The organism is Streptomyces sp. NBC_01334, from assembly GCF_035983595.1.
GTDB lineage: Bacteria > Actinomycetota > Actinomycetes > Streptomycetales > Streptomycetaceae > Streptomyces > Streptomyces coriariae.
On record NZ_CP130718.1, the window covers coordinates 1,839,550 to 1,863,869 of the forward strand.

The 24,320-nt window shown below is 70.9% G+C and carries 28 protein-coding genes; 11 read left to right on the top strand and 17 right to left on the bottom strand.

All coding sequences use genetic code 11. From position 1 onward, the window contains the following. Positions 1–18: 18 nt before the first annotated feature. The 6 genes from ung to OG736_RS08365 form a co-directional block, all read right to left on the bottom strand. On the bottom strand, positions 19–711 hold the full coding sequence (gene ung, locus OG736_RS08340) for a uracil-DNA glycosylase (RefSeq protein ID WP_171395979.1): 693 nt from the start codon (positions 709–711) through the stop codon (positions 19–21). Between the two features lie 92 nt (positions 712–803). Continuing rightward, the gene (locus OG736_RS08345; protein WP_327181880.1) at positions 804–2,387 is read right to left on the bottom strand and encodes an ABC transporter substrate-binding protein; all 1,584 of its coding nucleotides are present in this window, start codon (positions 2,385–2,387) and stop codon (positions 804–806) included. Positions 2,388–2,594: 207 nt separating this feature from the next. Beyond that, positions 2,595–3,356 carry an SDR family oxidoreductase gene (locus OG736_RS08350; RefSeq protein WP_327181881.1) on the bottom strand — a complete coding sequence of 254 codons (762 nt, stop codon included), beginning with the start codon at positions 3,354–3,356 and terminating at the stop codon, positions 2,595–2,597. A gap of 31 nt (positions 3,357–3,387) precedes the next feature. Beyond that, positions 3,388–4,149 (bottom strand): 3-oxoacyl-ACP reductase FabG, encoded by a 762-nt coding sequence (fabG, locus tag OG736_RS08355; protein ID WP_327181882.1) that lies wholly within the window; start codon positions 4,147–4,149, stop codon positions 3,388–3,390. A 132-nt stretch (positions 4,150–4,281) separates the two neighbouring features. Beyond that, the gene (locus tag OG736_RS08360) at positions 4,282–4,698 is read right to left on the bottom strand and encodes a DUF3037 domain-containing protein (protein ID WP_327181883.1); all 417 of its coding nucleotides are present in this window, start codon (positions 4,696–4,698) and stop codon (positions 4,282–4,284) included. After that, complete coding sequence (locus OG736_RS08365) at positions 4,695–5,450, bottom strand: HipA family kinase (RefSeq protein ID WP_327181884.1); 756 nt, start codon at positions 5,448–5,450, stop codon at positions 4,695–4,697. The genes OG736_RS08360 and OG736_RS08365 overlap by 4 nt, the downstream gene beginning before the upstream one ends. A 191-nt stretch (positions 5,451–5,641) precedes the next feature. Here OG736_RS08365 and OG736_RS08370 point away from each other — a divergent pair, with 191 nt between their 5' ends. Continuing rightward, positions 5,642–6,145, top strand: a complete 504-nt coding sequence (locus tag OG736_RS08370) for a Rieske (2Fe-2S) protein (protein ID WP_327181885.1) — start codon at positions 5,642–5,644, stop codon at positions 6,143–6,145. Here the strand turns inward: OG736_RS08370 and OG736_RS08375 are convergent. After that, positions 6,132–6,779, bottom strand: a complete 648-nt coding sequence (locus tag OG736_RS08375; RefSeq protein ID WP_327181886.1) for a cysteine hydrolase family protein — start codon at positions 6,777–6,779, stop codon at positions 6,132–6,134. The genes OG736_RS08370 and OG736_RS08375 overlap by 14 nt on opposite strands. Positions 6,780–6,911: 132 nt before the next feature. Between OG736_RS08375 and OG736_RS08380 the strand changes: the two genes are divergently transcribed. Further along, positions 6,912–7,379 (top strand): pyridoxamine 5'-phosphate oxidase family protein, encoded by a 468-nt coding sequence (locus tag OG736_RS08380; RefSeq protein ID WP_020132828.1) that lies wholly within the window; start codon positions 6,912–6,914, stop codon positions 7,377–7,379. A gap of 6 nt (positions 7,380–7,385) precedes the next feature. Here OG736_RS08380 and OG736_RS08385 read toward each other — a convergent pair whose 3' ends face one another. Then, entirely contained in the window at positions 7,386–8,288 is a 903-nt protein-coding gene (locus tag OG736_RS08385; protein ID WP_171395988.1) for a LysR family transcriptional regulator, read from the bottom strand. Positions 8,289–8,362: 74 nt separating this feature from the next. Between OG736_RS08385 and OG736_RS08390 the strand changes: the two genes are divergently transcribed. The 3 genes from OG736_RS08390 (at position 8,363) to OG736_RS08395 (ending at position 12,046) form a co-directional block, all read left to right on the top strand. Next, the gene (locus OG736_RS08390) at positions 8,363–9,295 is read left to right on the top strand and encodes a DMT family transporter (protein ID WP_327181887.1); all 933 of its coding nucleotides are present in this window, start codon (positions 8,363–8,365) and stop codon (positions 9,293–9,295) included. 313 nt (positions 9,296–9,608) lie between these two features. Continuing rightward, positions 9,609–10,115: a three-helix bundle dimerization domain-containing protein gene (locus OG736_RS47260; RefSeq protein WP_442817012.1), complete on the top strand. Its 507-nt coding sequence runs from the start codon at positions 9,609–9,611 to the stop codon at positions 10,113–10,115. Between the two features lie 146 nt (positions 10,116–10,261). Then, positions 10,262–12,046 (top strand): SulP family inorganic anion transporter, encoded by a 1,785-nt coding sequence (locus OG736_RS08395; RefSeq protein ID WP_327181888.1) that lies wholly within the window; start codon positions 10,262–10,264, stop codon positions 12,044–12,046. Between the two features lie 149 nt (positions 12,047–12,195). Here the strand turns inward: OG736_RS08395 and OG736_RS08400 are convergent, their stop codons facing one another. After that, on the bottom strand, positions 12,196–13,527 hold the full coding sequence (locus OG736_RS08400) for an aminotransferase class I/II-fold pyridoxal phosphate-dependent enzyme (protein ID WP_327181889.1): 1,332 nt from the start codon (positions 13,525–13,527) through the stop codon (positions 12,196–12,198). Positions 13,528–13,562: 35 nt separating this feature from the next. On the opposite strand from OG736_RS08400, the gene OG736_RS08405 reads away from it, so the two are divergent. Both OG736_RS08405 and OG736_RS08410 read left to right on the top strand, forming a co-directional pair. Further along, entirely contained in the window at positions 13,563–14,246 is a 684-nt protein-coding gene (locus OG736_RS08405) for a pyridoxamine 5'-phosphate oxidase family protein (protein WP_327181890.1), read from the top strand. Beyond that, positions 14,246–14,878 carry an FMN-binding negative transcriptional regulator gene (locus OG736_RS08410; RefSeq protein WP_327181891.1) on the top strand — a complete coding sequence of 211 codons (633 nt, stop codon included), beginning with the start codon at positions 14,246–14,248 and terminating at the stop codon, positions 14,876–14,878. The genes OG736_RS08405 and OG736_RS08410 overlap by 1 nt, the downstream gene beginning before the upstream one ends. A gap of 61 nt (positions 14,879–14,939) precedes the next feature. Here the strand turns inward: OG736_RS08410 and OG736_RS08415 are convergent, their stop codons facing one another. Further along, positions 14,940–15,944 carry an EamA family transporter gene (locus tag OG736_RS08415; RefSeq protein WP_327181892.1) on the bottom strand — a complete coding sequence of 335 codons (1,005 nt, stop codon included), beginning with the start codon at positions 15,942–15,944 and terminating at the stop codon, positions 14,940–14,942. A 96-nt stretch (positions 15,945–16,040) separates the two neighbouring features. Beyond that, a complete protein-coding gene (locus OG736_RS08420) occupies positions 16,041–16,622 on the bottom strand; it encodes a Clp protease N-terminal domain-containing protein (RefSeq protein ID WP_442817013.1) in 582 nt (193 codons plus the stop codon). A 258-nt stretch (positions 16,623–16,880) separates the two neighbouring features. Between OG736_RS08420 and OG736_RS08425 the strand changes: the two genes are divergently transcribed. Next, positions 16,881–17,309, top strand: coding sequence for a type II toxin-antitoxin system Rv0910 family toxin (locus tag OG736_RS08425; protein ID WP_327181893.1), 429 nt, complete (start codon positions 16,881–16,883; stop codon positions 17,307–17,309). A 91-nt stretch (positions 17,310–17,400) separates the two neighbouring features. Here the strand turns inward: OG736_RS08425 and OG736_RS08430 are convergent, their stop codons facing one another. Next, a complete protein-coding gene (locus tag OG736_RS08430; protein WP_327181894.1) occupies positions 17,401–18,021 on the bottom strand; it encodes a PadR family transcriptional regulator in 621 nt (206 codons plus the stop codon). A gap of 213 nt (positions 18,022–18,234) precedes the next feature. On the opposite strand from OG736_RS08430, the gene OG736_RS08435 reads away from it, so the two are divergent. Further along, a complete protein-coding gene (locus tag OG736_RS08435; protein WP_327181895.1) occupies positions 18,235–18,852 on the top strand; it encodes a DUF4158 domain-containing protein in 618 nt (205 codons plus the stop codon). A 36-nt stretch (positions 18,853–18,888) separates the two neighbouring features. Here the strand turns inward: OG736_RS08435 and OG736_RS08440 are convergent, their stop codons facing one another. Further along, a complete protein-coding gene (locus tag OG736_RS08440; protein ID WP_327181896.1) occupies positions 18,889–19,476 on the bottom strand; it encodes a TetR/AcrR family transcriptional regulator in 588 nt (195 codons plus the stop codon). Between the two features lie 84 nt (positions 19,477–19,560). Between OG736_RS08440 and OG736_RS08445 the strand changes: the two genes are divergently transcribed. Continuing rightward, complete coding sequence (locus OG736_RS08445) at positions 19,561–20,499, top strand: alpha/beta fold hydrolase (RefSeq protein ID WP_327181897.1); 939 nt, start codon at positions 19,561–19,563, stop codon at positions 20,497–20,499. Between the two features lie 286 nt (positions 20,500–20,785). After that, complete coding sequence (locus OG736_RS08450; RefSeq protein ID WP_327181898.1) at positions 20,786–21,589, top strand: SDR family NAD(P)-dependent oxidoreductase; 804 nt, start codon at positions 20,786–20,788, stop codon at positions 21,587–21,589. 94 nt (positions 21,590–21,683) lie between these two features. Here OG736_RS08450 and OG736_RS08455 read toward each other — a convergent pair whose 3' ends face one another. The 4 genes from OG736_RS08455 to OG736_RS08470 form a co-directional block, all read right to left on the bottom strand. After that, positions 21,684–22,523 (bottom strand): class II glutamine amidotransferase, encoded by an 840-nt coding sequence (locus OG736_RS08455; protein ID WP_327181899.1) that lies wholly within the window; start codon positions 22,521–22,523, stop codon positions 21,684–21,686. A 44-nt stretch (positions 22,524–22,567) separates the two neighbouring features. Continuing rightward, a complete protein-coding gene (locus OG736_RS08460; RefSeq protein ID WP_327181900.1) occupies positions 22,568–23,002 on the bottom strand; it encodes a DUF7144 family membrane protein in 435 nt (144 codons plus the stop codon). Positions 23,003–23,064: 62 nt separating this feature from the next. Next, positions 23,065–23,493: an SHOCT domain-containing protein gene (locus tag OG736_RS08465; RefSeq protein WP_327181901.1), complete on the bottom strand. Its 429-nt coding sequence runs from the start codon at positions 23,491–23,493 to the stop codon at positions 23,065–23,067. 109 nt (positions 23,494–23,602) lie between these two features. Beyond that, a complete protein-coding gene (locus OG736_RS08470; protein WP_327181902.1) occupies positions 23,603–24,289 on the bottom strand; it encodes an HdeD family acid-resistance protein in 687 nt (228 codons plus the stop codon). Between the last annotated feature and the right edge of the window lie 31 nt (positions 24,290–24,320).

Here is a 24,320-nt window from a genome sequence, read left to right on the forward strand (position 1 = left end):
TGGTCGGGTGGTGTCAGGTCAGACCTGGTCGGCCAGGTTCGGGATGGTCCAGTCGATCGGCTCGTGGCCCTGCTGTGCCACCGCCTCGTTGATCTGCGTGAACGGGCGGGAACCGAAGAACTTCTTCGCCGAGAGCGGCGAGGGGTGGGCGCCCTTGACCACGATGTGCCGGGTCTCGTCGATGAGCGGCAGCTTCTTCTGCGCGTAGTTGCCCCACAGGACGAAGACGGCCGGGTCGGGCCGGTCGGCCACCGCGCGGATCACGGCGTCCGTGAACTTCTCCCAGCCCTTGCCCTTGTGCGAGTTCGCCTCGCCGGAGCGGACCGTGAGGACCGCGTTGAGCAGCAGGACGCCCTGCTGTGCCCACGGCATCAGGTAGCCGTTGTCCGGGATCGGTGTGTCCAGCTCCGCGTGCAGCTCCTTGTAGATGTTCCGCAGGGACGGCGGGATCTTCACTCCCGGCCGCACCGAGAAGCACAGGCCATGTCCCTGGCCCTCGCCGTGGTACGGGTCCTGGCCGAGGACGAGCACCTTCACCCGCTCGTACGGCGTCGCGTCGAGCGCGGCGAAGACCTCCTCGCGCGGGGGATAGACGGGACCGGCCGCCCGCTCCTCCTCGACGAACTCCGTCAGCTCCTTGAAGTAGGGCTGCTGGAGCTCGTCGCCCAGAACCCCGCGCCAGGACTCGGGCAGCATGGCGATGTCGGTCACGTCAACGTCCTTGTGTCGTGCGGTCACTTGCAGAGCACAGAACCTACAGGCGACCACTGACAACCGGCCCCGCGGACCGGTCTGTCGACCGGCTACCAGCTGGTCTTCCGCGTCAGCTCCCACATCATCATGATCGTCGACGGGTCCAGGGACCGCTCGCCGCCCGAGACGTCCTCGGAGGAGGCCAGGTACTGCTTGCCCTGCCACAGCGGCAGCAGCCGGGCGTCGTCGACGAGGATCTGCTGGGCCTCCTCGAAGTCCTTCACCACGTTGGCGCGGTCGCTCTCCCCTCGGGAGCGGGGCAGCAGCACCTGGGTGATCTCCTTCGCCGGGTAGGGAGTGCCGAGCGCGTTCTGATCGCCGACGAAGGGGGCGATGAAGTTGTCCGCGTCGGGGAAGTCCGGGGCCCAGCCGCGCCCGAACACCGGGTACTCGCCCTTCTGGTAGCCGACCACGTAGGTGTTCCATGGGCGGCTCTTCAGCTTGACCGAGAACAGACCCGAGGCGTCGAGCTGCCTCTTGATCTCCTTGAACTCCAGGGCGGTGTCGGAGCCGTAGCGGTCGGTGGTGTACCAGAGGGTGAGCGGGACGGTCTCGGTGATCCCCGCCTCGGTGAGGATCTTGCGCGCCTTGGCGGTGTCGGGGTCGCCGAAGGAGTCGAAGAAGCCCGTGGTGTGGCCGGTCAGGCCGGTCGGGACCATGGAGTACAGCGGCTCGACCGTGTCCTTGTAGACCTCGTGGGCGATCGCGGCCCGGTCCACGATCTGGGCCACGGCCCGGCGCACGGCGACCTTGTCGGACCACGGGTCCTTGGGGTTGAACACCAGGTAGTTGATGTTGCTGCCGGCGCCCTCGATGAGCTGGAGGCCCTCGTTGGCGGCGGTCTTGGTGTCCAGGTCGACGATGTCGCCGGCGGCGAGACCCTGGTAGGTGATGTCGATGTCATCGCCGCGCAGGGCCTTGACCATCTCGCCGGAGTCCTGGAAGTAGCGGATGGTCACCGCGTCGTTCTTGCGGTCGGCGAAGCCCTTGTAGTTGTCGTTCCGTACCAGTACGGCCTGCTTGCCCTCTTCGTAGGACTGGAGCCGGTACGGCCCGGAACCGACGATGCCGTCGTCCTTGCGCAGGGCCTTCGCGGAGTAGTCCTCGGGGTCGACGAGGGACATGCCGGGGGTGGCGAGAACGAACGGGAAGGTGGCGTCGGGCTTGTTGAGCCGGAAGAGGACCACCTGGTCGCCCTTCGTCTCGACGCTGTCCAGGCTGCCCAGGAGTCCGTTGGGGCCGGTCTCGGCGTTGATCGTCCTGATCCGGTCGATCGAGTGCTTCACGGCCTTCGCGTCCAGCTTGTCGCCGTTGGAGAACTTGAGGCCGTCGCGCAGTTCGCACTTGTACGTGCGGTTCGTGTCGTCCGTGAAATCACAGGACTTGGCGGCGTCCGGCTGGGGGCTCGTCGCTCCGTTGGGGTAGCTCAGCAACGTCTGGTAGATGTTGCGGAACAGCTCCCAGGAGCCGTCCCAGGCGGCGGCGGGATCGAGCGTGCTGGGAGCACTGGTGGTGCCCACGACGATCGGTCCGGCATCGTCGGAGCTCTCCTCTCCCAGGAGGCTGCATCCGGCCACCAGGGATATGGACACGATCGCCGCCATCTGCTGCAAGGATCGGTTCCGGTTGAACACGCGCACGCTCCTCGATCTGCCATGCCAAGGGTTGGCAGACCATACCGCAGCCCCACGCGCCGTGAACCCGCGCCCTTGATGCATTCTTGATCACTTTGGGGTGACGACGTTGTCATCGCCCCGCGCGACGTCCGAACGACGACACGGGCGCCGTTTCCGTCAAGAAACAGCGCCCGTGCCGGGTGTCGTATCCAGGCCGAGCCGGGATCAGCCCACGCCGGCGTTGAGGAAGATTCCGCCGTCGACGACGAGCGTCTGGCCGGTGATCCAGTCCGACTGCTGCGAGGTCAGGAACGCGGCGGTGCCGCCGATGTCGGACGGCACACCGAGCCGGGCGAGCGGGTAGGCGGCGGCCGCCTCCTCCTCGCGGCCCTCGTACAGGGCCTCGGCGAACTTCGTCTTCACCACGGCCGGGGCGATCGCGTTGACCCGCACACGCGGCGCGAACTCGTGCGCCAGCTGCTGGGTCAGGTTGATCATCGCGGCCTTGCTGACGCCGTACGCGCCGATGAAGGGCGAGGCGGAGAGTCCCGCGACGGAGGCGATGTTGACGATCGCGCCGCCGTTGTCCTTCTGCCAGGCGTGCCAGGTCCGCTGCGCGAAGCCGAGCGCGGAGACCACGTTGGTCTCGAAGACCTTGCGGGCCACGTCCAGGTCGAGGTCGGCGATCGGCCCGAACACCGGGTTCGTACCGGCGTTGTTGACCAGGAAGTCGACGCGGCCGAAGGCCTCCATGGTGCGCTCGACGGCGGCGGCCTGGTGCGCCAGGTCGTGCGCCTTGCCGGCGACGCCGATGACCCGGTCGGCGCCGAGCTGCTCGACGGCCTCCTTGAGCGCGTCCTCGTTGCGACCGGTGATGCAGACCCGGTCGCCGCGGGCGACGAGTGCCTCGGCGACGCCGTAGCCGATACCGCGGCTGGCGCCCGTGACGAGGGCGACCTTGCCGGAGAGTGCGGGCAGTTCAGTCATGTTCGTGATCCCCAGTGCTCCCTAGTGGCCTTTAGTCGAGCGGTCCGCCGGCGACGTACAGCACCTGGCCGGAGACGAAGCCGGCGGCCTCGTTCGTGAAGAAGGCGATCGCGTTGGCGATGTCGTCGGGCTCGCCGACGCGCGCGACGGGGATCTGGGTGGCGGCCGCGGCCTTGAACTCCTCGAAGCCCATGCCGACCCGGGCGGCGGTCGCGGCGGTCATGTCGGTGGCGATGAAGCCGGGGGCGACGGCGTTGGCGGTGATGCCGAACTTGCCGAGCTCGATGGCGAGGGTCTTGGTGAAGCCCTGCAGGCCTGCCTTGGCGGCGGAGTAGTTGGCCTGGCCGCGGTTGCCGAGCGCCGAGGAGGACGACAGGTTGACCACCCGGCCGAAGCCGGCGTCGACCATGTGCTTCTGGACGGCCTTGGTCATCAGGAACGAGCCGCGCAGGTGCACGCCCAGGACGGTGTCCCAGTCGGCGACGCTCATCTTGAACAGCAGGTTGTCGCGGAGCACGCCCGCGTTGTTGACGAGGATCGTCGGCGCGCCGAGCTCCTCGACGACGCGTGCGATCGCCGCCTCGACCTGGGCCTCGTCGGAGACGTCGGCGCCGACCGCGACGGCCTTGCCGCCCGCCGCGGTGATCTTCTCGACGGTGTCCTTGCAGGCGGCCTCGTCGAGGTCGACTACCGCGACCGCACGGCCTTCCGCGGCCAGCCGTACGGCGGTGGCGGCGCCGATGCCGCGCGCCGCGCCCGTGACCACGGCGACCCGCTGCTCAGTGGTGGACATTGCTGGTTCTCCTCGCCCTTGAGAAAATCTGGATGCGCCCGAGTGGTGAGCGACCGCTTAGTACCTTCGACAGACGTGACGCTAGAAGCCCTGGCACCCGGTGTCAACGCCACACGGCGCGGGTGTGATCCATTACCTCACCAGCAGTTCCAGCAGCCGATCCGTCTCGGCCGCGGGATCGGTGGTGAGCCCCGTGTGGACGGGGCCCGGCCGGACGATCGTCGAACGGGGGGCGATCAGCCAGCGGAAGCGCCGTCCGGCGTCGTCGTGCGCCGCCTGTCCGGCCGACGCGCCGCCCGCGCACACGCCCTCGACCGCCCGCAGGGCGGCACGCACCCCGGTCACGTCCGCGTCCGGGTCCAGCGCCAGCAGCTTCGCCTCGTCGAGGTGGGTGCGGGCACCGACGTAGTCCTGGCCGCGGCAGTACACCAGCACGCCCGCGTTGATGCACTCGCCGCGCTCGACGCGCGGTACGACGCGCAGCAGGGCGTACTCGAAGACGTCCCGGTCGCCGCCCTGGCCCGGCCGGATGATGTGGCGCTCGTTCACTTGATTCCCTTGATGCGGTCGTGGATGACGGCGGCGCGGGCGAGCAGCGGGGCCGCGTAGGCCCGCCGGAGCGCGTCCGGGGTGTCGAAGCCGGGCTCGTCCGCCAGCCAGACGTCGGGGATCTCGGCGGTGACCTCGGCGAGGAGGTCGGCGGTGACCAGCGGCGCCAGCTCCGCCGCCGCGGCCGCGACGTCCGGCCCGAACGGGGTGAGCGCGTGGTCGGAGGCGTCGTAGGCGCGGGCCGCGGAGGTCTCGGCGGTGGGCCAGTTGTGCTGCCAGATCATGGTGGCGCCGTGGTCGATCACCCACAGGTCGCCGCGGTGCATCAGCAGGTTGGGGTTGCGCCAGGAGCGGTCGACGTTGTTCACGAGCGCGTCGAACCAGACGATCCGGCCGGCCTCCTCGGGGGTCACCGGGAAGGCGAGCGGGTCGAAGCCGAGGGCGCCGGAGAGGAAGTGCATGCCGAGGTTGGTGCCGCCGCTGGACTTCAGCAACTCCTGTACCTGCTGGTCGGGTTCGCCGAGTCCGAGCACGATGTCGAGCTCCACGGTCACCAGCCGGGGCACCCGGAGACCGAGCCTGCGCGCGAGTTCGCCGCAGACGACCTCGGCGACGAGCGTCTTGCGGCCCTGTCCGGCGCCGGTGAACTTCATGACGTACAGACCGAAGTCGTCGGCCTCGACGAGTCCCGGCAAGGAGCCGCCCTCACGCAGGGGGGTGACGAAGCGGGTCGCGGTGACTTCCTTGAGCATCGCCCCAGGCTACTGGGCCTGGAACGATGCGGGGCCGACAGCTCCGCGACAGCTCTGGCTTACGCCGCACTCATCTCGAACGGGTCAATATCTCGACACTGTCCGGACTTGGCGGGGGCGCTGAACGACCGGCGCCCGTGGCTCGTACCTCTCGGCAGATCCACGCACCCCCCTGGAAGGGAACCTCCAGCATGACCAGCGCATCGATCAAGTCCGCGTCGGGGCCTGCCCGCCGTACCGTCGTGGCAGCCGCCGGAGCCGCGGGGCTCTCCGTCGCGCTGACCGCGTGCGGAGGCTCCGACGACGACTCGTCGAGCTCGTCCGCCTCGGCCGGCACGTCGGGTTCCACCGGGTCCACCGAGGCCGCGAGCAGCGGTGGCACGAGCGGCGGGGACAACGCCGGGGCCGGCGCCGCGCTCGCCACGACCGCCGACATACCCGAGGGCGGCGGCAAGGTCTTCGACTCCGAGAAGGTGGTCGTCACCCAGCCGACGGCGGGCACGTACAAGGCGTTCTCCGCCGTCTGCACCCACCAGGGCTGCGCGGTGAAGAGCATCAGCGACGGCGTGATCAACTGCCCCTGTCACAACAGCAACTTCTCGATCACGGACGGCAGCGTGAAGAGCGGTCCCGCGCAGAAGCCGCTGCCCGAGGTGGCGATCACCGTCAGCGGCGACTCGATCACGCTGGCCTGACGGCCGGCCGCCGGAGGCAGGCCAGCACCTCGTCCGTGGTCGCGACCGTAGCGACCAATGCGAGGGTGTGGCGGATCATCGCGGGGGTGTAGTCGGCAGGCACCCCGGCGATGGCGTCCGACGGCACGACGGCCGTGTAGCCGCGGTTGACGGCGTCGAAGACGGTGTTCGGGATCGCCACGTTGGCCGAGACGCCGGTCACGACCAGGGTGCTGCAGCCCAGGTTGCGCAGCAGGGCGTCGACGTCGGTGCCCTGGACCGGCGACAGTCCGTGCAGCCGCCGTACCACGAGATCCTGCTCGGCCACCTCGATCGGGGGCGCCAGGCTGGTCGCGTCGGTGCCGGTGAGCTGTTGGACGGGAAGGCGCTCGGCCGCGCGGAACAGCCGGGCGTTGCGGTTGGCGCCCCGGCCGTCGGGGCGGCGTTCGGCGACGGCGTGCACGACCTGGACACGGCTCGCGTGGGCGGCCGCGACGAGCCGGGCGACGTTGTCGAGGGCCCCCGACTCCCGTGCCGCACGGGCGAGCTGGGGCAGCGCGGCACCGGGCCCGACGACGCCCTGCTGGCACTCCACCGTGATCAGGACGGTGGTCGGCGGGTCGAGGAGGGCGCTGAGCTGTTCGTACGACGGCATGACTCCCCCTGGCGTCGGTGTGGAGCGGGCGACAGTAACCGCCATTGCGCGCAGAAGGAAGAAGACCCATGCTTTCCTGACGGGATTTCAGGAAAGCGGCACGTACCCACAAGAAAAGAATGAGGGGGCCGGATGACCGTCACTCAGCGCCGGGGCCGGAAGATCATGATGTCGCCGGGTGAACTGGACGCGTTCCTCACCCTCCAGCGCACCTGCCGGGTCGCGACCGTGTCCACCGACGGCGCCCCGCACGTCAGCGCCCTGTGGTTTCTCTGGGACGGCACCGCGTTGTGGCTGTACTCGGTCGTGCGCAGCAAGCGCTGGGCGGACCTGAACCGCGATCCGCGGGTCGCGATCGTGATCGACACGGGCGAGGAGTACGACGCGCTGCGGGGCGTGGAGCTGTCCGGCGTGGTGGAGTTCGTGGGCGAGAGCCCGCGCACCGGGGAGCTGTGCGCCGAACTCGACGCCGTGGAGACGCTGTTCGCACGCAAGAACTTCGGCCTGGACGCGATGCCGCACGACGGCCGGCACGCGTGGGTGCGGCTGAAGCCGGCGAAGATCGTGTCGTGGGACTTCCGCAAGCTGGGCGGTGCGTAGGGCTGTTCAGCCCACGGCCTTGCCCGCGGCCTTGAGCGCCGCGACCGCCGCCCGGATCGACGGGCGGCGGTCGGCGTCCGCCCGCCAGAGCACGTACACATGCCGGCGCACCCGCTGCCGAAGGGGGACCGTCACGACGCCCTCGGGCACCGGGTGACGACCGAGCAGCGGCGCGATGCAGACCCCCAGTCCGGCGGCCACCAGACCGAGTTGGGTGTGCGTCTCGGCCGCCCGGTGACCGACGATCGGCTCCACGCCCCGGGAGCGCAGCGTGAACATCAGCCACTCGTGGCAGAACTCGCCCTCGCCCCAGGTGATCCACTCGTCCTCGGCGAACTCCCCCAGGTCCACCTCGTCCCGGTCCGCGAGGGGGTGCCCGGCCGGCATCGCGACATCGGCGGGATCGTCCAGGATGGGCGCCTTGACCAGGCCGTCCGGCACCGGCATCGGCTTGTTGTACCAGTCCAGGACGACGGCGAGGTCGAGGTCGCCGCGGACCACCCCGGCGACCCCCCGCTCCGGCTCCAGCTCGCACGAGCGCAGGCGCAGCCCCGGGTGCGCCTTGCGCAGCTCGGCGAGGGCGACGGGAAACAGCCCGCGGGCCGCGGTCGGGAACGCGGAGAGCCGCAGCTCCCCCACCACCTGCCCGCGCTGGGCCTCCAGATCCGACTGGGCGAGCTCGACCTGCGACAGGATCCGGGACGCGTGGTCGGCGAGCAGCCGCCCGGCGTCCGTGAGCCGCACGCCTCGCCCCTGCTTGGCGAGGAGTCGCTGCCCGACCTCCCGTTCCAGCTTGGCCATCTGCTGCGACACGGCCGAGGTGGTGATGTGCAGTCCCGTGGCGGCGCCGCTGACCGATCCGTGCCGGGCCAGGGCGTCGAGGGTACGCAGGCGCTCCAGGTTCAACATGTAAGCGATGCTACGAGGTATCGCGCGAATATTCTCGATTGTGTGACGAGACCCTGTCCAGCATCGTTACGCTCATGACTGCTGTCACCGCCCCCGCCCGGACCTCCCCGCAAGCCCCCGCCCGCCCGCGCCGCACTCTCGACTGGCGACTGCGCTTCGGCGTGCTCTCGCTGATCTGGGGCTTCAGCTTCCTGCTCATCAAGGTGGGCACCGACGGCTACGCACCCTTCCAGGTCACCCTGGGCAGGCTACTGTTCGGTACGGCGGTCCTGGCGGTCGCGATGGTGGTGAAGCGCGAGCGGCTGCCGCGCGGAGCCCGCACCTGGGCGCACCTGACGGTGGCGGCGTTCCTCCTCAACGCCCTGCCCTTCTCCCTGTTCGCCTACGCCGAGCTGACCATCCCCTCCACCCTGGCCGGGATCTGCAACGCGACCTCGCCGCTGTGGGGCATGGCCCTCTCCCTGGTGGCGCTGTCGGAGGACCGGCCGACCCGGCTGCGCGTCGCGGGCCTGGGCCTCGGTTTCCTGGGTGTCCTCACGGTCCTCGGCGCCTGGCAGGGCTTCCACGGCCTGGACGCCCGGGGCACGGCCCTGGCCCTGCTGGCCTCGCTCAGCTACCCGATCGGCTGGATCTACCTCCGCCGCACCCTGGCGAACACCGGCTCCTCGGCCCTGTCGATGACCGGCGGGCAGCTCCTGCTGGCCACACTCCAACTGGCCGTGGTCACCACGCTGTTCACCTCCTTCCCGAGCCGTTTCCCACTGGTCCCGCTGCTCGCGACGGCCGCCCTGGGCGCGCTCGGCACGGGCCTCGCCCTGCTGATCCAGTACGGCCTGGTCACGGAGGTCGGCCCCACGACGGCCCAGATGGTCACCTACTTCATCCCGGTCATCGCGACGGCGGCGGGCGTCGCGATCCTCGGCGAGCCGCTGAGCTGGTCGACCCCGGTGGGCGCGGCGATCGTCCTGGCGGGAGCGGCACTGACCCAGGCGCGGGGCAGGACCTGATCCCGGGGGCACGACGCCCGGCCCCGGAGCACGGAACGCCGGCCGCCCTGCGGCCCCACCGCGAAGGCGCGAGGATCCACGACGCCCCCGCACCCGCGCCGTACCCGCTTCGACGGCCGGCCTCGGCGGGCGATCATGTCTGGCCGAACCGAGAATGTGTGTGGCCCCCGCTCGTGGGCGACGGTGCGGGATGCGGTCGCGACGGGCTGGAGGTCGGCGGGTATGGAACGCGTAACGATGCGAAGCGGACCACGAGACCGGGCCCGGCACACCGAACGGGCGGGGCGGCCAGGGGCTCAGGGACCGTGCGGCCATGACAGTCGATAAGGGGGCTCCCGCGGTCGTCGCGTCGGGCCCCGCCGACATCGCGAGCCGCGATCCCGACGCTCCCGTGGAGCACACGGACCCCGCCGGGCCCCCGGACCCACCGAGCACACCGAGCCCACCGAGCCCGCCGGACCCACGGCCGTCCGGCTCGCCGGAGGAGGTCGTTGCCGTCCGCGACCTGGTGGCGCGGCTGAGCGCGACCTGGCCCACGGTCGACGAGGCCGCCGTCGAGGCCGTGGTCAGATCGGCGTACGACTCGTTCCGGCAGGCCAGGGTCAGGGCCTACATTCCGATACTCGTCGAGCGCCGGGTCCGCAGGACGCTCGGCGAGGTCGCCGGCGACCGCATCGCTCGGTCCGCAGAACCACCGCCGGGAGAGGAACTGGTCAGTGATGTCGGACGAAAGAGCCGAGCGCATCGCCGATTTCATCGAGCCGCTCCGGATACGACCGGTATCGAAGGTCCGGCCGGGCCGGGACTTCGACCTTCGTGAGAAGGCGAGTCCGGAGAAGAACGGGAACGGGGGCCGGGCAGGCTTCTGGCCCGGCGGTCGAGAGCGGCGGCCCGGGTGAGCCGGGGTACGGTGCCGGGTCGCCGGGCGGGAAGCCCGAGGGGCGGCACACGACGAGGGGACGGCCCGTGACCGACCGGCAAGACCTGCCCTCGGCCCTGTCCTGGTTGCGGGCCGTACCGGGAGTCCGCGCCGCGTCGTCCTACCGACGTGAGTGGCTGGGCAAGGACCTGGTCGCCGGGATCGTCCTGACCACCCTGCTGGTGCCGCAGGGCATGGCGTACGCGGAGCTGGCGGGTCTGCCGGCCATCACCGGCCTGTACACGACGATTCTCTGCCTGCTCGGCTACGCCGTGTGCGGGCCGTCACGCATCCTGGTGCTGGGCCCGGACTCGTCGCTGGGGCCGATGATCGCCGCCACCGTGCTGCCCTTGGTGGTGGCGGACGGGGATCCCGACCGGGCGATCGCGCTCGCCTCGGTGCTCTCGCTCATGGTGGCGGCGATCATGATCCTGGCCTCGGTGGCGAGGCTCGGCTTCATCGCCGACCTGATCTCCAAGCCGACGATGATCGGCTACATGAACGGCCTGGCCCTCACCATCCTGATCGGCCAGTTGCCCAAACTGCTCGGTTTCAAGGTCGAGGCGGACAACCTGGTCGGCGAGTGCGTCGGTCTCGTGCGCAGTCTCGCCGACGGGGCGCTGGTGCCCGCCGCCGCCACGGTCGGCGTCTGCGGGATCCTCCTGATCCTGGTGCTGCAGCGGTGGCTGCCGAAGGTCCCCGCGGTGCTGGTGATGGTGGTCCTGGCGATCGCCACGGCCGCGCTCTTCGACCTGGGCGAGCACGGTGTCGACCTGGTCGGGAGACTGCCCGAGGGGTTCCCGCCGTTCACGATCCCCGACGTCCGGGTCGCCGACCTCGCACCGCTGTTCGGCGGCGCGCTGGGCATCGCCCTGGTGTCCCTGACGGACACGATCTCCAACGCGTCGGCCTTCGCGGCCCGCAGCGGGCAGGAGGTCCGGGGCAACCAGGAGATGGCCGGGGTCGGCGCGGCGAATCTGGCGGCCGGTCTCTTCCAGGGCTTCCCGGTCAGCACGAGCGGCTCCCGTACGGCGGTGGCGGAGCGGGCCGGAGCCAGGAGCCAGCTCACCGGAGTCGTCGGGGCGACGCTCATCGTCCTCATGCTCGTACTGGCACCGGGCATGTTCAGCGATCTTCCCCAGCCGGCCCTGGCCGCCATCGTCATCACGGCCTCGCTGTCCCTGGCCGACCTGCCGGGGACGGTCCGGCTGTGGCGGCAGCGCAGGACGGAGTTCCTGCTGTCGGTCGCCGCCTTCCTGGGCGTGGCCCTGCTCGGTGTCCTGCCGGGGATCGCCCTCGCCGTGGCCCTGTCCGTCCTCAACGTCTTCCGGCGCGCCTGGTGGCCGTACAACACCGTGCTGGGACGGGTGAAGGGCCTGGAGGGGTACCACGACGTCCGCTCCTACCCGCACGCCGAACAGCTGCCGGGCCTGGTGATCCACCGCTTCGACGCCCCTCTCTTCTTCGCCAACGCGAGGACCTTCCGCGACGAGATCAGGCGACTGGCGCGCACAGAGCCGCGGCCACGCTGGATCGTGATCGCGGCCGAGCCGATGACCGATGTGGACACCACCGCCGCGGACGTTCTGGAGGAGCTCGACGTGGCCCTCAACGCCGAGCACGTCCACCTCGTGTTCGCCGAACTCAAGGACCCTGTGCGGCGCAAGATCGAGGAGTACGGGCTCACCCGCACCATCGACCCGCGGCACTTCTTTCCCACCGTGGAGGCCGCCGTCGCCGCGTTCCGGCTGCTCACCGGGGCGGACTGGACGCCACTCAGCCTTCCCGAACAGCCCCCGGGCGGTGCGCCGGAGGCGGAGGGTCAGGGGTGAGCGCGCACCGCCATGCAGTTCTGCCGGCCGAAGACGGGTGGCCGGCCGCCGCGGCTGCCGTGCCTGAGGGCCGCCGCGTGACCTGCCGAGTGCCCGGCGCTCCGCCACACGATCCCGTTGCGGACCCCAGGATCATCTGACGACAGACCCTAGACGTACCCGCGGGTGCCGCCCACCCGTACCGCCGAGGCGACGGCGTCCGCCAGTGGGCCGACCTCCTCCCGGGCGAGCGTCGACACGGTGATCCGGATCCCCGGCGGAGCCTCGATCCGGAACCGCGCCCCGGGCGCCACGGCCCAACCCGCCTGGAGCAACCGGGCGACGGCCCCCGTCTCGTCCGGCACGGGAATCCACACGTTCATCCCACTGCGGCCGCGCGCCTCGACCCCCCGCCCGGCCAGCGCCGTGATCAGCGCGTCCCGCCGGCCCCCGTACGCTTCGGCGACCGCCCGCGCGTCCACCGCGCCGTCGGCCCACAGCCGCAGCACCGCCCGCTGGGTGATCCGGCTGACCCACCCGGGTCCGAGCCGCTGCCGCCCGCGCACCCGGTCGAGGGTGACCTCGTCCCCGGTGAGCACGGCGAACCGCAGGTCGGGGCCGTACGCCTTGGCCACCGAGCGCACGAACGCCCAGTGCCGGGTGACGCCCGCGAGAGGGTGCAGAGGGAGGTCGACGATGCCATGACCGTGGTCGTCCTCGACGAGCACGGTCTGCGGGTGTTCCCGCAGCACGGCACGCAGGGCACGCGCGCGTGCGGCACTCACCGCCGCGCCGGTCGGGTTCTGCGCCCGGTCGGTGACGATCAGGGCGCGCGCCCCGGCCTCCAGAGCGTGACGCACCTGCTCAGGGAGCGGGCCGTCGTCGTCGACGCCGACCGGGACCGGGCGCAGCCCGAGCGCCGGGACGAGGTCGAGCAGGGAGCCCCAGCCGGGATCCTCGACCGCCACGGTGTCGCCCGGCCTCACATGCGCGGCGAGGACGCGTTCGATGGCGTCCAGCGAACCGGAGGCGACGGCCACGGGTCCGGCCGGCACGCCGTCCGCGTCCAGTTCGGCCCGCGCCAGCCGTGCCAGTCCGGGCTCCAGCGAAGCGTGTCCGTACAGGACCGGCTCCCGGTCGCCCTGCGCGGCGGCCCACGCGAACGCCGGCGCCAGCGGTGGCAGCAGCGCGATGTCCGGGTTGCCGGCGGCCGCGTCCCGTACGCCCTCCGGCACCTCGACCCGGAGGAACTCGCGCCCGGTCGTGGCGGGCTTCGACCGCACCCGGCTGCCCCGCCGACCGTCGGTCTCGATCACTCCGCGCTCCCGCAGGGTGCGATACGCGGCCGCGACGGTGTTCGGGTTCACCCCCAGCGCGGTTGCCAACTCCCGCATGGGAGGCAGCAGTTGCCCAGGACTCAGCCCACCCGTACCCACCGCCGTCTCGATGCTCGCGGAAATGTCCGCTGCGCGCCGGCCTTTGATCGGATATTCTCCTAGCACAAAGCCTATTATGCACTAGTACAATGGAGAACGCCATGCAGGGGACCCCGGAGACGACGACAGGGACCGCCGCCTACACCCCGACCGACCGCACGATCCCCACGCGGTCCGCGCAGAAGGCCTCGTACGACAGGGACCTCGTGCACGCGATACTCGACGAGGGCTACGTCTGCCACCTCGGTTTCGTCCGCGACGGCGCGCCGGTCGTGCTGCCGACCCTGTACGGCAGGGTCGGGGAGACGCTCTACGTGCACGGCTCCACGGGTTCGCGCCCGCTGCGGATGACAGGACAGGCGGACCCGGGGCTGCCGGTGTGTCTGACGGTGACGCATGTCGACGGTCTGGTGCTGGCCCGCTCGGCCTTCCACCACTCGATCAACTACCGCTCGGTCGTGGTGCACGGCATCGCGTACGACGTGACGGACCCGCAGGAGAAGCTCACCGCGCTCGACGCCCTCGTCGACCATGTCGTCCCGGGCCGGGCCGCCGACTCGCGCCCCGCCAACAAGAAGGAGCTCGCGGCGACCGCGGTGATCCGCCTCGACCTGAACGAGGTCTCGGCCAAGACCCGCACCGGCGGGGTGAACGAGGAACCGGAGGACCTCACCCTCCCCCACTGGGCCGGCGTGCTCCCGCTGCGCAAGGGCTACGACGCGCCCCTCCCGGAGGCCGACCTCGCCCCCGGCATCGTGCTCCCCGACTACCTCGCGGTGCCGTGATGCTCATCCACCCCTGGGACGCGCCCCACGACGACGGCGAGTGGCGCACCTGGCTGTCCGTTCACGACTTCGGCCAGCTCGCCGTCAACGGCCCGGCGGGAGAGCCGCCGTTCGTCCAGCCGCTGCACTTCGCCTACGACCCCGACGCGGGCGAGGCCGTCACCCACCTGGCCCGCCCCAACCCGCTGTGGCCCGCCCTGGAGGCGGACCCGACCGTGATCCTGAGCGTGGTCGACGACTACGTGTTCGTACCCGGCCCGTGGCAGGCACCGCCGGGCGCCCCCGCCGAGCACGGCACTCCGACGAGCTTCTACGCGGCGGTCCAGCTCCGCTGCACGGCTCACATCGTGGACGACCCGACCGCCAAGGCCGAGCTGCTCGCACGCCAGTTGGGTCACTTCCAGCCCGACGGCGGCTCCGCCCGGCCCGCGGTCGGCGAGGCGCCGTACGGCCGTCTGCTCTCCGGCATCCGGGGTGTCCGGCTCGAGGTGACCGGCGTACGGGCGAAGTTCAAGTACGCGGCCCATCGGCCGAGCGAGACCCAGGACCGCATCGCCGCCGGCCTGGCCGCCCGCGGTGGCCCACGCGACGCGGCGGCCGGCGAGCACCTGTCGCGACGGCGCCGGGCATGACCGCCCGGCGCCGACGTGCGGGAGGGCGCGAGAAGGGGGGCGCCCGGTGTGAATCGGGACCCTAGGCAGCCGTTCCGCGGGCCGACAGCTCCCGCTCGGGATTGCCGCCGGCCACCGGCTCCGAGGCGCCCTTGGCCGGCGCGGACGACTGCGCGATGAAGGCACCCAGGAGAACCACCGCCCCGCCCACGATCTGCGGCGCCGAGAGGTGCTCGCCGAGCAGCACCCACGCCAGGACCGTCGCGATGACCGCCTCCAGGCAGGCCACCACACCCGCGACCTGGGGAGAGAGCCGGCGCACGGAAACCACGCCGGTGACGTACGCGACCACCGTCGCGACGAGCACGATCCAGGCGAGCAGCAGCCAGGCGGGGACCTCGGTGCCGTTCATGCCTGCGGTGTGCGCGAGCGCGGACCAGTCCATGCCCCAGGGGCGGGAGACGGCGGTCAGGACGACGGCGCCCACGAGGAGGCCGTACGCGATGACGCCGAGCGGATCGGGGGCGTCGTCCCCGGAGTCGCTGCCCTGGTCGGACAGGACGAAGTAGCCGACCTGACAGCAGGCGGCCGCGAGGGCGAGCAGCAGTCCGACGACGTCGAAACTCAGCCCCGCCCAGACCTCGACGACGCAGGCCAGCCCGCCCACCGCGAGCACCACGCCGAGCGCGGCGGCGCGCGTCACCGGCCTCCGCTGCACGAACCGCACCCAGCCGAGCACCAGCGCGGGCGCCAGGTACTCGACGAGCAGCGCGACGCCGACCGGGATGCGGGAGATCGCGGCGAAGTAGAACGCCTGCACTCCCGCCACGCCGAGCAGACCGAACCCGGCGAGCAGCGCCGGGCGGGTGCGCAGCAGGGCGCGGTGCCGTACGGCGAGCGGCAGCATCACCAGGGCCGCGCCGGTCACCCGCAACCACACCACGTGCAGCGGATCGAGGCCCGCCTCGATCAGCGGCTTGGCCGCGACCCCGGATCCGCCGAAGGCGATGGCCGACCCGATCGCCAGACCGAGCCCGATGCCCTTCCCGCGGTTGCCCTCACTGCTCACAGACGTATGCACGGGCACATGATGACAGGCGATGACATGAGCGTCATCCCCGTTGACACCTGTCTCATCGACTGGACGGCCCCGGCCGGCGAGGCGAGGGCGGCCCGGGCGGGCTCAGCAGGCGCCTTCGCCGCCTCCCGCGCGGGCCTCGCGCCCCTGCGGACCGTCCTCGATCCGTGCGCGCAGTGCGTGGACGTCGACGGCGGCGCGGGTCAGCACCTCGACGGCCCGCGCCTGTGGGTCCGCGACGATCGCCGCGAGCAGGTCGACGCCCCGGGCCTGCGCTCCGCCACCCTGGGCCCGCGCTCCGTCGCGCCGGGCGGCACGCACGCACGCGTGCTCCAGCGCGGCCGCGGCCAGCGGGGAGAAACCCTCGACGACCGTCACGACGGGCAGGGTCCCGGAGTCCTCGACTCCGCTCTGCCAGCGCAGGCCGTAACCGATGCTGCGCTGGACGAGGTAGCCGAGCAACCGGGCGAGCTGAGGCCCGCCGTCGAAGGCGGCGCGCACCTGTGGGTCCTGCTCCAGGAGCGAGTGCAGCAGGTGGGCGGTGTCGATCTGCCGGTCCCCGTCCCGCACCGCCCTGCGACGGGCGGCGGCGAGCGCCGCCGCGGGCTCGGCGGCGAGCCTGGGGTCGTCGTCCATGCCGTGCGCCACCGGGTTGTGGGGCGACTGCCGGGAAGTACGGGATTGCACAATCCCACCCCATCAGTCCGGCCGGGGCGGGTCATCCCCGGCGGGGAGCATCTTCGCGTCCCACACAGAGCGGACACCGGCCGTCGGAATCTCCTCCCTACGGATGAGATCAGGCGCTTCCCCCGCCGGAGCGCGCGCCGACTTGCCGTACGCCCCCTCCGCATTTCCTGACGGTTCGTCAGTATTGAATGTTCGAGCACCTGGAGCTACGTTCCGCGACACCGCAGCCCCAGTTGCCCGACACGAAGAGGTGGTCGCATGGCCGAAGTCAGCGCGGAGGCACGCATCCAGGCACCGGCCGAGAAGGTGTGGGCCCAGCTCACCGACTGGCCGGCGTACGGGGAGTGGAACGCGACCCACACCAACTTCCCCAAGGGAGGCCCCGAGACCCTCGCAGTGGGCGCGACCTTCCAGGAGAACATGAAGCTCATGGGGTTCCCGGCCGAGGTCGAGTGGACCGTGGCGGAACTGGAGCCCGCCCGGGTGCTGGTCATCCGCGGGAAGGGCCCGATGGCGGTGTCCGTCGCCACGCGCTACACCCTGACCCCCGACGGGGACGCCACGACGGTCCGCATCGACGGCGAGTTCACGGGCGCGGCCGTGTCGCTGATGGCGGGCAGGCTCAAGGACTCGGGCACGGCCGCGCTGAACGAGTCGCTGCGCAAGCTGGGTGGACTGGTCGTCTGACCGGGCGAGTCGTACGGCGGGCGAGCCGCACCGCACAGGAAGGCGCCCCGCGGATGACTCCGCGGGGCGCCTCGGCATCGCCGTAAGGCGATCAGTCCTCGTCGGCGAGGATCAGGTACAGCTTCTTCCGGGCGTCGTTGATGACCGTGAGCGCCTTTTCGCGCTGCTCCTTGCTGCCGGTCTTCCAGACCTGCCCGAAGGCCTCCATCAGACCGAAGCCGGCCTGGCGGATCTCGCTGAGAGCCTCCCAGTCGACCCCGCGCGACGCCTCCTCCCAGGGGGCCTCGGGGCCCTCCTCGGCGGCCGTGCGGCCTTCTTCGGTGAGCGAGAACAGCTTCTTGCCGCCTTCGCTCTCACTGCTGATCAGGCCCTCGTCCTCCAGCAGCTGGAGGGTGGGGTACACCGAGCCCGGGCTGGGCTTCCACGCCCCGCCGCTGCGTTCGGCGATCTCCTGGATCATCTCGTAGCCGTGCATGGGCCGGACCTTGAGCAGGGCCAGGATCGAGGCCCGTACGTCACCGCGCCGCGCCCTCCCCCTGGGTCCGCCACGCCCTCGTCCGCCCCAGGGGCCACCGAAGCCCGGCCCGAAACCGGGACCGCCGGGGCCACCCGGACCGAAGGGCCCGAAAGCCGCCCGCCGTCCGTCGAAGCCGCCGCGGCCACGCCCGGGGCCGTCCTGTCCATGTCCACGCTCGAATCCGTGGGTACGCATCGCAAACCACTCCTTCATTCCATCGTTGATCTGTCGCGATGCGTCAACGATATATCGGAACAGTTCGCTTGGCAAGGGTCCTGGGCATCGCTGGGTGCTGACCCGTGCCAGTGATCGGTGATCGATTGCCAGGGAAGGTTGATCAGAGCTGCTTCGCGTCAGCGAAGGTTGACCACTTGGCCCCGGGGCATTGAGCGTCGTGGTTGTTCGGCCGTGGCGTCGCGCCCGTTCGCGGTCGTCGATGCGGATGCGGTGGGTGGGTGGGTGGCGACTCGGGACGTCTTTTCCGAGGATGAGCCGGTTCGGCTGCGTACGTTCCCGGAAGTCGGGTGCTCGGAGTTGATCCGTCACTTCACGTCGGCCGGGCCGGACGAGGCGTTCCTGCGTGAGTTCCGGACCGGTCGCAACGTGCTCGGCGCGGCCGTGCAGTCATGCACGCCGTCCCGGTTGGGGTGCGTGCCGGACAAGGTGACCGGCGCGCCGTCGGCTGCGGTGGGCCGGCTGTCGCAGCGGCTCGGCGGGCCGACGGGTGAGCTGGGTGGGTACGGCGAGAGGGAGCAGACGCGCACCGATCATCTGCGGGAGGTGGTCGCGTACTGCGCGGCCGGCGGGTACGGGATCGGGGCGAGCGGAAGGACCTCGATGAGTTCCTGTTCGCGCGGGCGATGGAGCACGATTCCCCGAAGCTGTTGCTCCGGCCGGCCTGCGAATACTTGCCGGCAACGCCGCCACCGGCGCACTCCGCATCACCGGCGTCACCGACATCGCCGCCGTCAACCGCACTACGCCCGCGACAGCACCCGACCACTGGCCCTGCTCGGCATCACCTGACGACTTTGCTGGGGCTCCGGGTGTCCATCGCACTGTTCAAGGTAGTGGATGCGGTCTCCCGGGGAGACGGGCGGCGGCTGCGGCGACGGTTGCCAGGTCTTCGCTCGAGAAGCCGGCGCGGCTCAGCACCGCCAGGGACTTGTTCGTTGCCAGCGTGCACAACGCCAGCTCTGCCGCCTCGTGCTCATCGGCCCCCGCCGCGAGCAACGCCTGCTCCAGCATCGCTCGCAAACCGTCGATCATGGCGCGGACCATCGCCTGGCCCTCCGCGTCGAGGGCCGGGAACTGCGCTGCCGACACCGTGAGCAGGCAGCCATCCGGGACTGTCGGGTCGGCGATGCGGTTCAGGGTGACCTGCAGGTAGGCGGCCACAACTGCGCTCGGGCTCGGGTGAGGGCCGGACAGTGCCCGGTCGTACAGCGGGTGGTAGGTCTGCGCGTACCGTTGGAGGCTTTTCCGGAAGAGGGTGCTCTTGTCGCCGAAGGTGCCGTAGAGCGAGCTCCGGCCCAGGCCCGTGCCCTCGGTCAGGCGGTCGATCGAGGCCTCCGAATAGCCCCAGCGCCAGAAGACGTGCATCGCGCGTCGTAGCGCCTCGTTCACGTCGAATTGCTTGCGGCCCGCCATGGTTCGTCAGCCTACACATCTTGCACCGATCGTTTCAAGATGCGTATGGTCTCCGGCATGACAAGTTGCACCGATCGTTCCATGATGAGTACGGCCGACGGCACGACAAGCTTGAGTTCGCTGCGGCTGCCCGACGGGTTCACCGACGTCTTCACCAGCCGGCTCGTGGAGCTGAACGGGCTCCGGCTGCACGCGGTCACCGGCGGGGACGGCCCGCCGCTGCTGCTGGTCGGCGGGTGGCCACAGACCTGGTACGCATGGCGGGAGGTGATGCCCGCGCTCGCCCGCGAGCACACCGTCGTCGCCGTCGACTCGCGCGGGGCCGGGCTCTCCGACAAGCCCGACGACGGTTACGACGCCGGCACGCTGGCCGCCGATCTGGTCGCTCTGATGGCCGCGCTCGGGCACGACCGGTTTGACGTGGTCGGCCACGACATCGGCATGTGGACCGGATACGCCCTCGCTGCCGATCACCCCGAGCGGGTGGGCCGGCTCGCCGTCGTCGACGCCATTGTCCCCGGTCTCACGCCGACCCCGTCGGTCTTCAGCCCGGCCGCGGTCAACCAGCGGCTCTGGCACTTCGGCTTCAACCGGCTCACCGACCTCAACGAGGAGCTGGTCCGGGGGCGGGAGCGGCTCTTCTTCGGCTACCAGTTCGCCCAGAAGGCAGCCACCCCGGACGCGATCCCCACGTACGCCGTCGACGTCTACGTCGATGCGATCGTCGCGGATCCTCGCGGGCTGCGGGCGAGCTTCGCGTACTACCGGGCGCTGGACGAGACGATCGCGCAGAACGAGCAGCGCAAGAAGACCCGGCTGACGCTGCCGGTGCTCGCCATCGGCGGCGCGCGGTACAGCGGCGCGATGGTCGCCGAGACGATGCGGCTGGCGGCCGACGATGTCACCGGGGTGGTCCTCGACGATTGCGGCCATTACGTGGCCGAGGAGCAGCCGGCGCGGTTCACCGAGATCCTGGAGGACTTCCTCGGCGGCAAACCGGTAGCAGGCGTGCCGCACGGCTGACACATTCGTGGCGGAGTTTCGCCATGTCCGTCTTGCGCCCCCGCTCATTCACGTCAATACCGGGACAGCAGGCGGATATTCGCCATGCACACGAGATCGGGCCGCCCTGCCCACTCGAAGTCCCAGCCCACGGCCCGGCAGGCGTGTCCGGTCGCATCGAACGCCTCGCGCGTCGCCACATCCATTCATCCGATCAACGATCACTGGCACAGGTCAGGTGCGCAGGCCCTCCGAGGTGCGGAGACCGTCCGCCGGCCGGGGTGCGGAGGCCGTCTAGGCTGCGGATATGACTTCCCGCAGCCCCTCGCACGGCACCCCGGACGCCTATCTCTCCGAACTGTTCTCGCTGGACGGCCGGGTCGCCCTGGTGACCGGCGGCAGTTCCGGTATCGGCCGGGCCATCGCCGGCGCCCTCGCCCGGGCGGGGGCGGGCGTGGTGATCGTGGCGCGCAAGGAGGCGGAGCTGGCCGCCACCGTCGACGAGCTGACGGCGGACGGCTGCCGGGCGGCCTGGGTGAGCGCCGACCTGAGCACCCGCGACGGGGTGCGCGCCGCCGCGGAGCAGGCGGCGGCGGTGTACGGCGAGCCCGACATCCTCGTCAACTGCGCCGGGATCAACCTGCGGCCGCCTATGGGCGAGCTGGGCGAGGAGGTGTGGGACGCCACGATGGCGGTGAACCTGGAGGCGCCCTATCTGCTGGGCCTGCGGTTCGGGCCCGGGATGGCCGAGCGCGGCTTCGGACGGATCATCCACATCACGTCCCAGCAGGCACACCGCGCGTTCGTCCAGAGCGGCGCCTACGGCGTCTCCAAGGGAGCCCTGGAGTCACTGGCCCGCTCCCAGGCCGAGGCATGGTCGCCGTACGGCGTCACCTGCAACACGCTGGTGCCCGGCTTCGTCCTGACCCCCCTCAACATGCGGCTGCAGTCCGACCCGGAGAAGGTTGCGGCGCTGGCCGCGCGCACGATGGTCGGGCGCAACGGCCTGGCCGAGGACTTCGCCGGAGCCGCCGTGTTCCTGGCCGGCCGCTCCTCCGGCTATGTGACCGGGCAGGCGCTCTTCGTCGACGGCGGCTTCTCCGTGCACTGATGTCCGTGGACGCCCACGGATGCCCATGGCTGCCCACGGACATCTACGGACGGCCGCGGAGCCGAGCCCGGCACCGCAGAGGGAGCCGTACGCACTAAGCCGCCTGCGGGGCGAAGTGGACGATGTCGTCCCCTCCGGGCTGCACCACGCCGTACGTGCTCTCGGGGACCTTGTTCCAGGCGCCGGGCATGTCGCCCAGGGGCTCGGAGACGATGAGACGGGTCTCGTCGGACACCTCGCGCAGGAAGCCCAGGTCGGGGTGGAGCGACCGGAGCGTCTCCACCCGGGTGCTGTAGAACAGCGAGCGCGAGTCTCCCTGGCTGGAGTAGCGGAAGGCCCACAGCCGTTCTCCGTCGGTCACGGCGACCGTCATCTGGACCGGGTACTCCACCCCGTGTGCGTGGCCGGTGCGTTCCACCAGGCCGACCATCCGGGCGACGGCACCCGGCGGATCCTCCTCCAGGCCGAGGGTGAGGGCCAGGAAGAACATCATCTCGGAGTCGGTCGACCCCTCGATGTCGAGGAAGAGCTGCGGGTCGACGGAGAGGGCGAGGTCCCGGCGTATCCGATGGAAGTCCGCGATCGCGCCGTTGTGCATCCACATCCAGCGCCCGTGCCGGAACGGGTGGGAGTTGGTCTGCTGAACCGCCGAGCCGGTCGAGGCCCGGATGTGCGCGAAGAACAGCGGTGAGCGGACGTGACCGGCGATCTCCCGCAGGTTGCGGTTGCTCCACGCCGGGCCGATCTCCCGGACCACCGCGGGGGTCCCGTCGCCCGAGTCGGGCCCGTACCAGCCGACGCCGAAGCCGTCACCATTGGTCGTCTCCACACCCATCTTGGAGTGCAGGCTCTGGTCGATCAGCGAGTGCTCCGGCCGGTAGAGAATCGTTTCGAGCAGGACAGGGGTTCCCGAGTAGGCGAGCCAACGGCACATCGTCTACGCCTTCCTGATGATGCGGACGGGGAGTTCCCGCCCGGTCAGTCCGCGGACCTGTCCGGCTTCACCACGCACAGCGCCCAGATGATGAACCCGGAGAACGCGATCATCACGACGGACCAGACCGGGTAGTACGGCAGGGAGAGGAAGTTGGCGATGACGATCAGCCCGGCGATGGCCACGCCGGCGACCCGCGCCCACGTCGCCGACTGGAACAGTCCCATGCTGACGATCACCGCGACCGCGCCCAGGGCGAGGTGGATCCAGCCCCAGCCGGTGAGGTCGAACGCGAAGACGTAGTTGCGGGTGGAGAGGAAGACGTCGTCCTCGGCGATCCCCATGATGCCCCGGAAGATGTCGAGCACTCCGGCGAGCATGAGCGTGACGGCGGCGAAGACCATCAGGCCTTCGGCCCAGTTCTGTTTGGCCGTGTGCCCCTTGGCCGACGGCGCGTGGGTGGGGTGTGTCGCTGCCATCCCGAAGCCTCGATTCGGTTGCGTTTGGCTCGGTGTCTTGGTCTCGGTGTTGTTCGGGGTGCTCAGTGGTGGGAGCCGCTCAGCACCATTTGCTTGGCCCTGTTGAACTCCTCGTCCGTGATGTCACCGCGGGCACGGATCTCCGAGAGCTTGGCGAGTTCGTCGACGCTGCTGGTGGGCGCCGAGCCCTTGGCGGTCTCGCGGACATAGCTGTCGAAGGCCTGCTGCTGCTCCCGCGCCTGCTTGATCTCCCTGTGTCCCATGTTCTTGCCCCGCGCGATCACGTAGACGAAGACGCCCAGGAAGGGCAGCACGATGCAGAACACCAGCCAGCCGGCCTTGGCCCAGCCGCTGAGTTCGTCGTCCCGGAAGATGTCCACGACGATCCGGAACAGCAGGACGAACCACATGACCCACAGGAAGAACACCAACATGGTCCAGAAGGCGCTCAGCAGCGGATAGTCGTAGGCGAGGTACGTGTCCCCACTCATCTCTTCCTCCGTTCCGGGCCGGGGCCCGTATGCCGTTGTGTGGCGATCTCAGCGTGCGTGCGAGAGGTCCCGGCGTCCTCACCCGGGACGGGTGAGTGCGCAGGCCGTCTCAGACCGTCCCCGCGGAAGTCCCCGGCTGCGCCGCCTTCGCCCGGCGCAGCGCGGCCCGCCAGGCGAAGGCGACCGCCGCCTCGACCAGGCCGAGCAGGACGAGCCACAGGCCGAGCAGCCTGGTCAGCGCACGGGCCGACTCGGTGGGCAGGGCGAGCACCACGATCCCCGCGACGATGGCGAGCACGGCGGCGCCGAGCACGACTCCCCGGTGCGGCAGGTCCTTGGTGGCGAGCGCCGTGTAGAGGGTGAGGAGGCCGGACACCAGCCAGAGGACCCCGACGATCAGTGAGAGCGTCGCGATGGTCTGCAACGGGTTCCGCAGGCACAGCACCCCGGCGACCACGTACAGCACCGCCAGCAGGAGCCCGGTGAGGCGTTCGCCGTGGTCCTCCCTCGCGAAGGCCTCGACGAACCGGAAGCCGCCGGTGACCAGCAGGTACAGGCCGATGAGGACCGCAAGGACGTGCAGGGTCCCGTCCGGCCAGACCAGGATCAGGATGCCCGGCACGAGCGTGGCGACCGCCGAGCCGAGGATCCATGTCCAGGAGCGCCCGAGCACAGCCAGTGCCTCGGCGGCATCGCCGCCCATCGGCCCGGCAACCGGCCCACCGGGCGGCCGCTCATGACCACCGAACGGGTCGTCCGGTCCGGTGTGCGGTGCGTTTCCAGGCGAAACGCTCATGACTCCTCCTCCTGCCCGGCCGGGTGCCTCT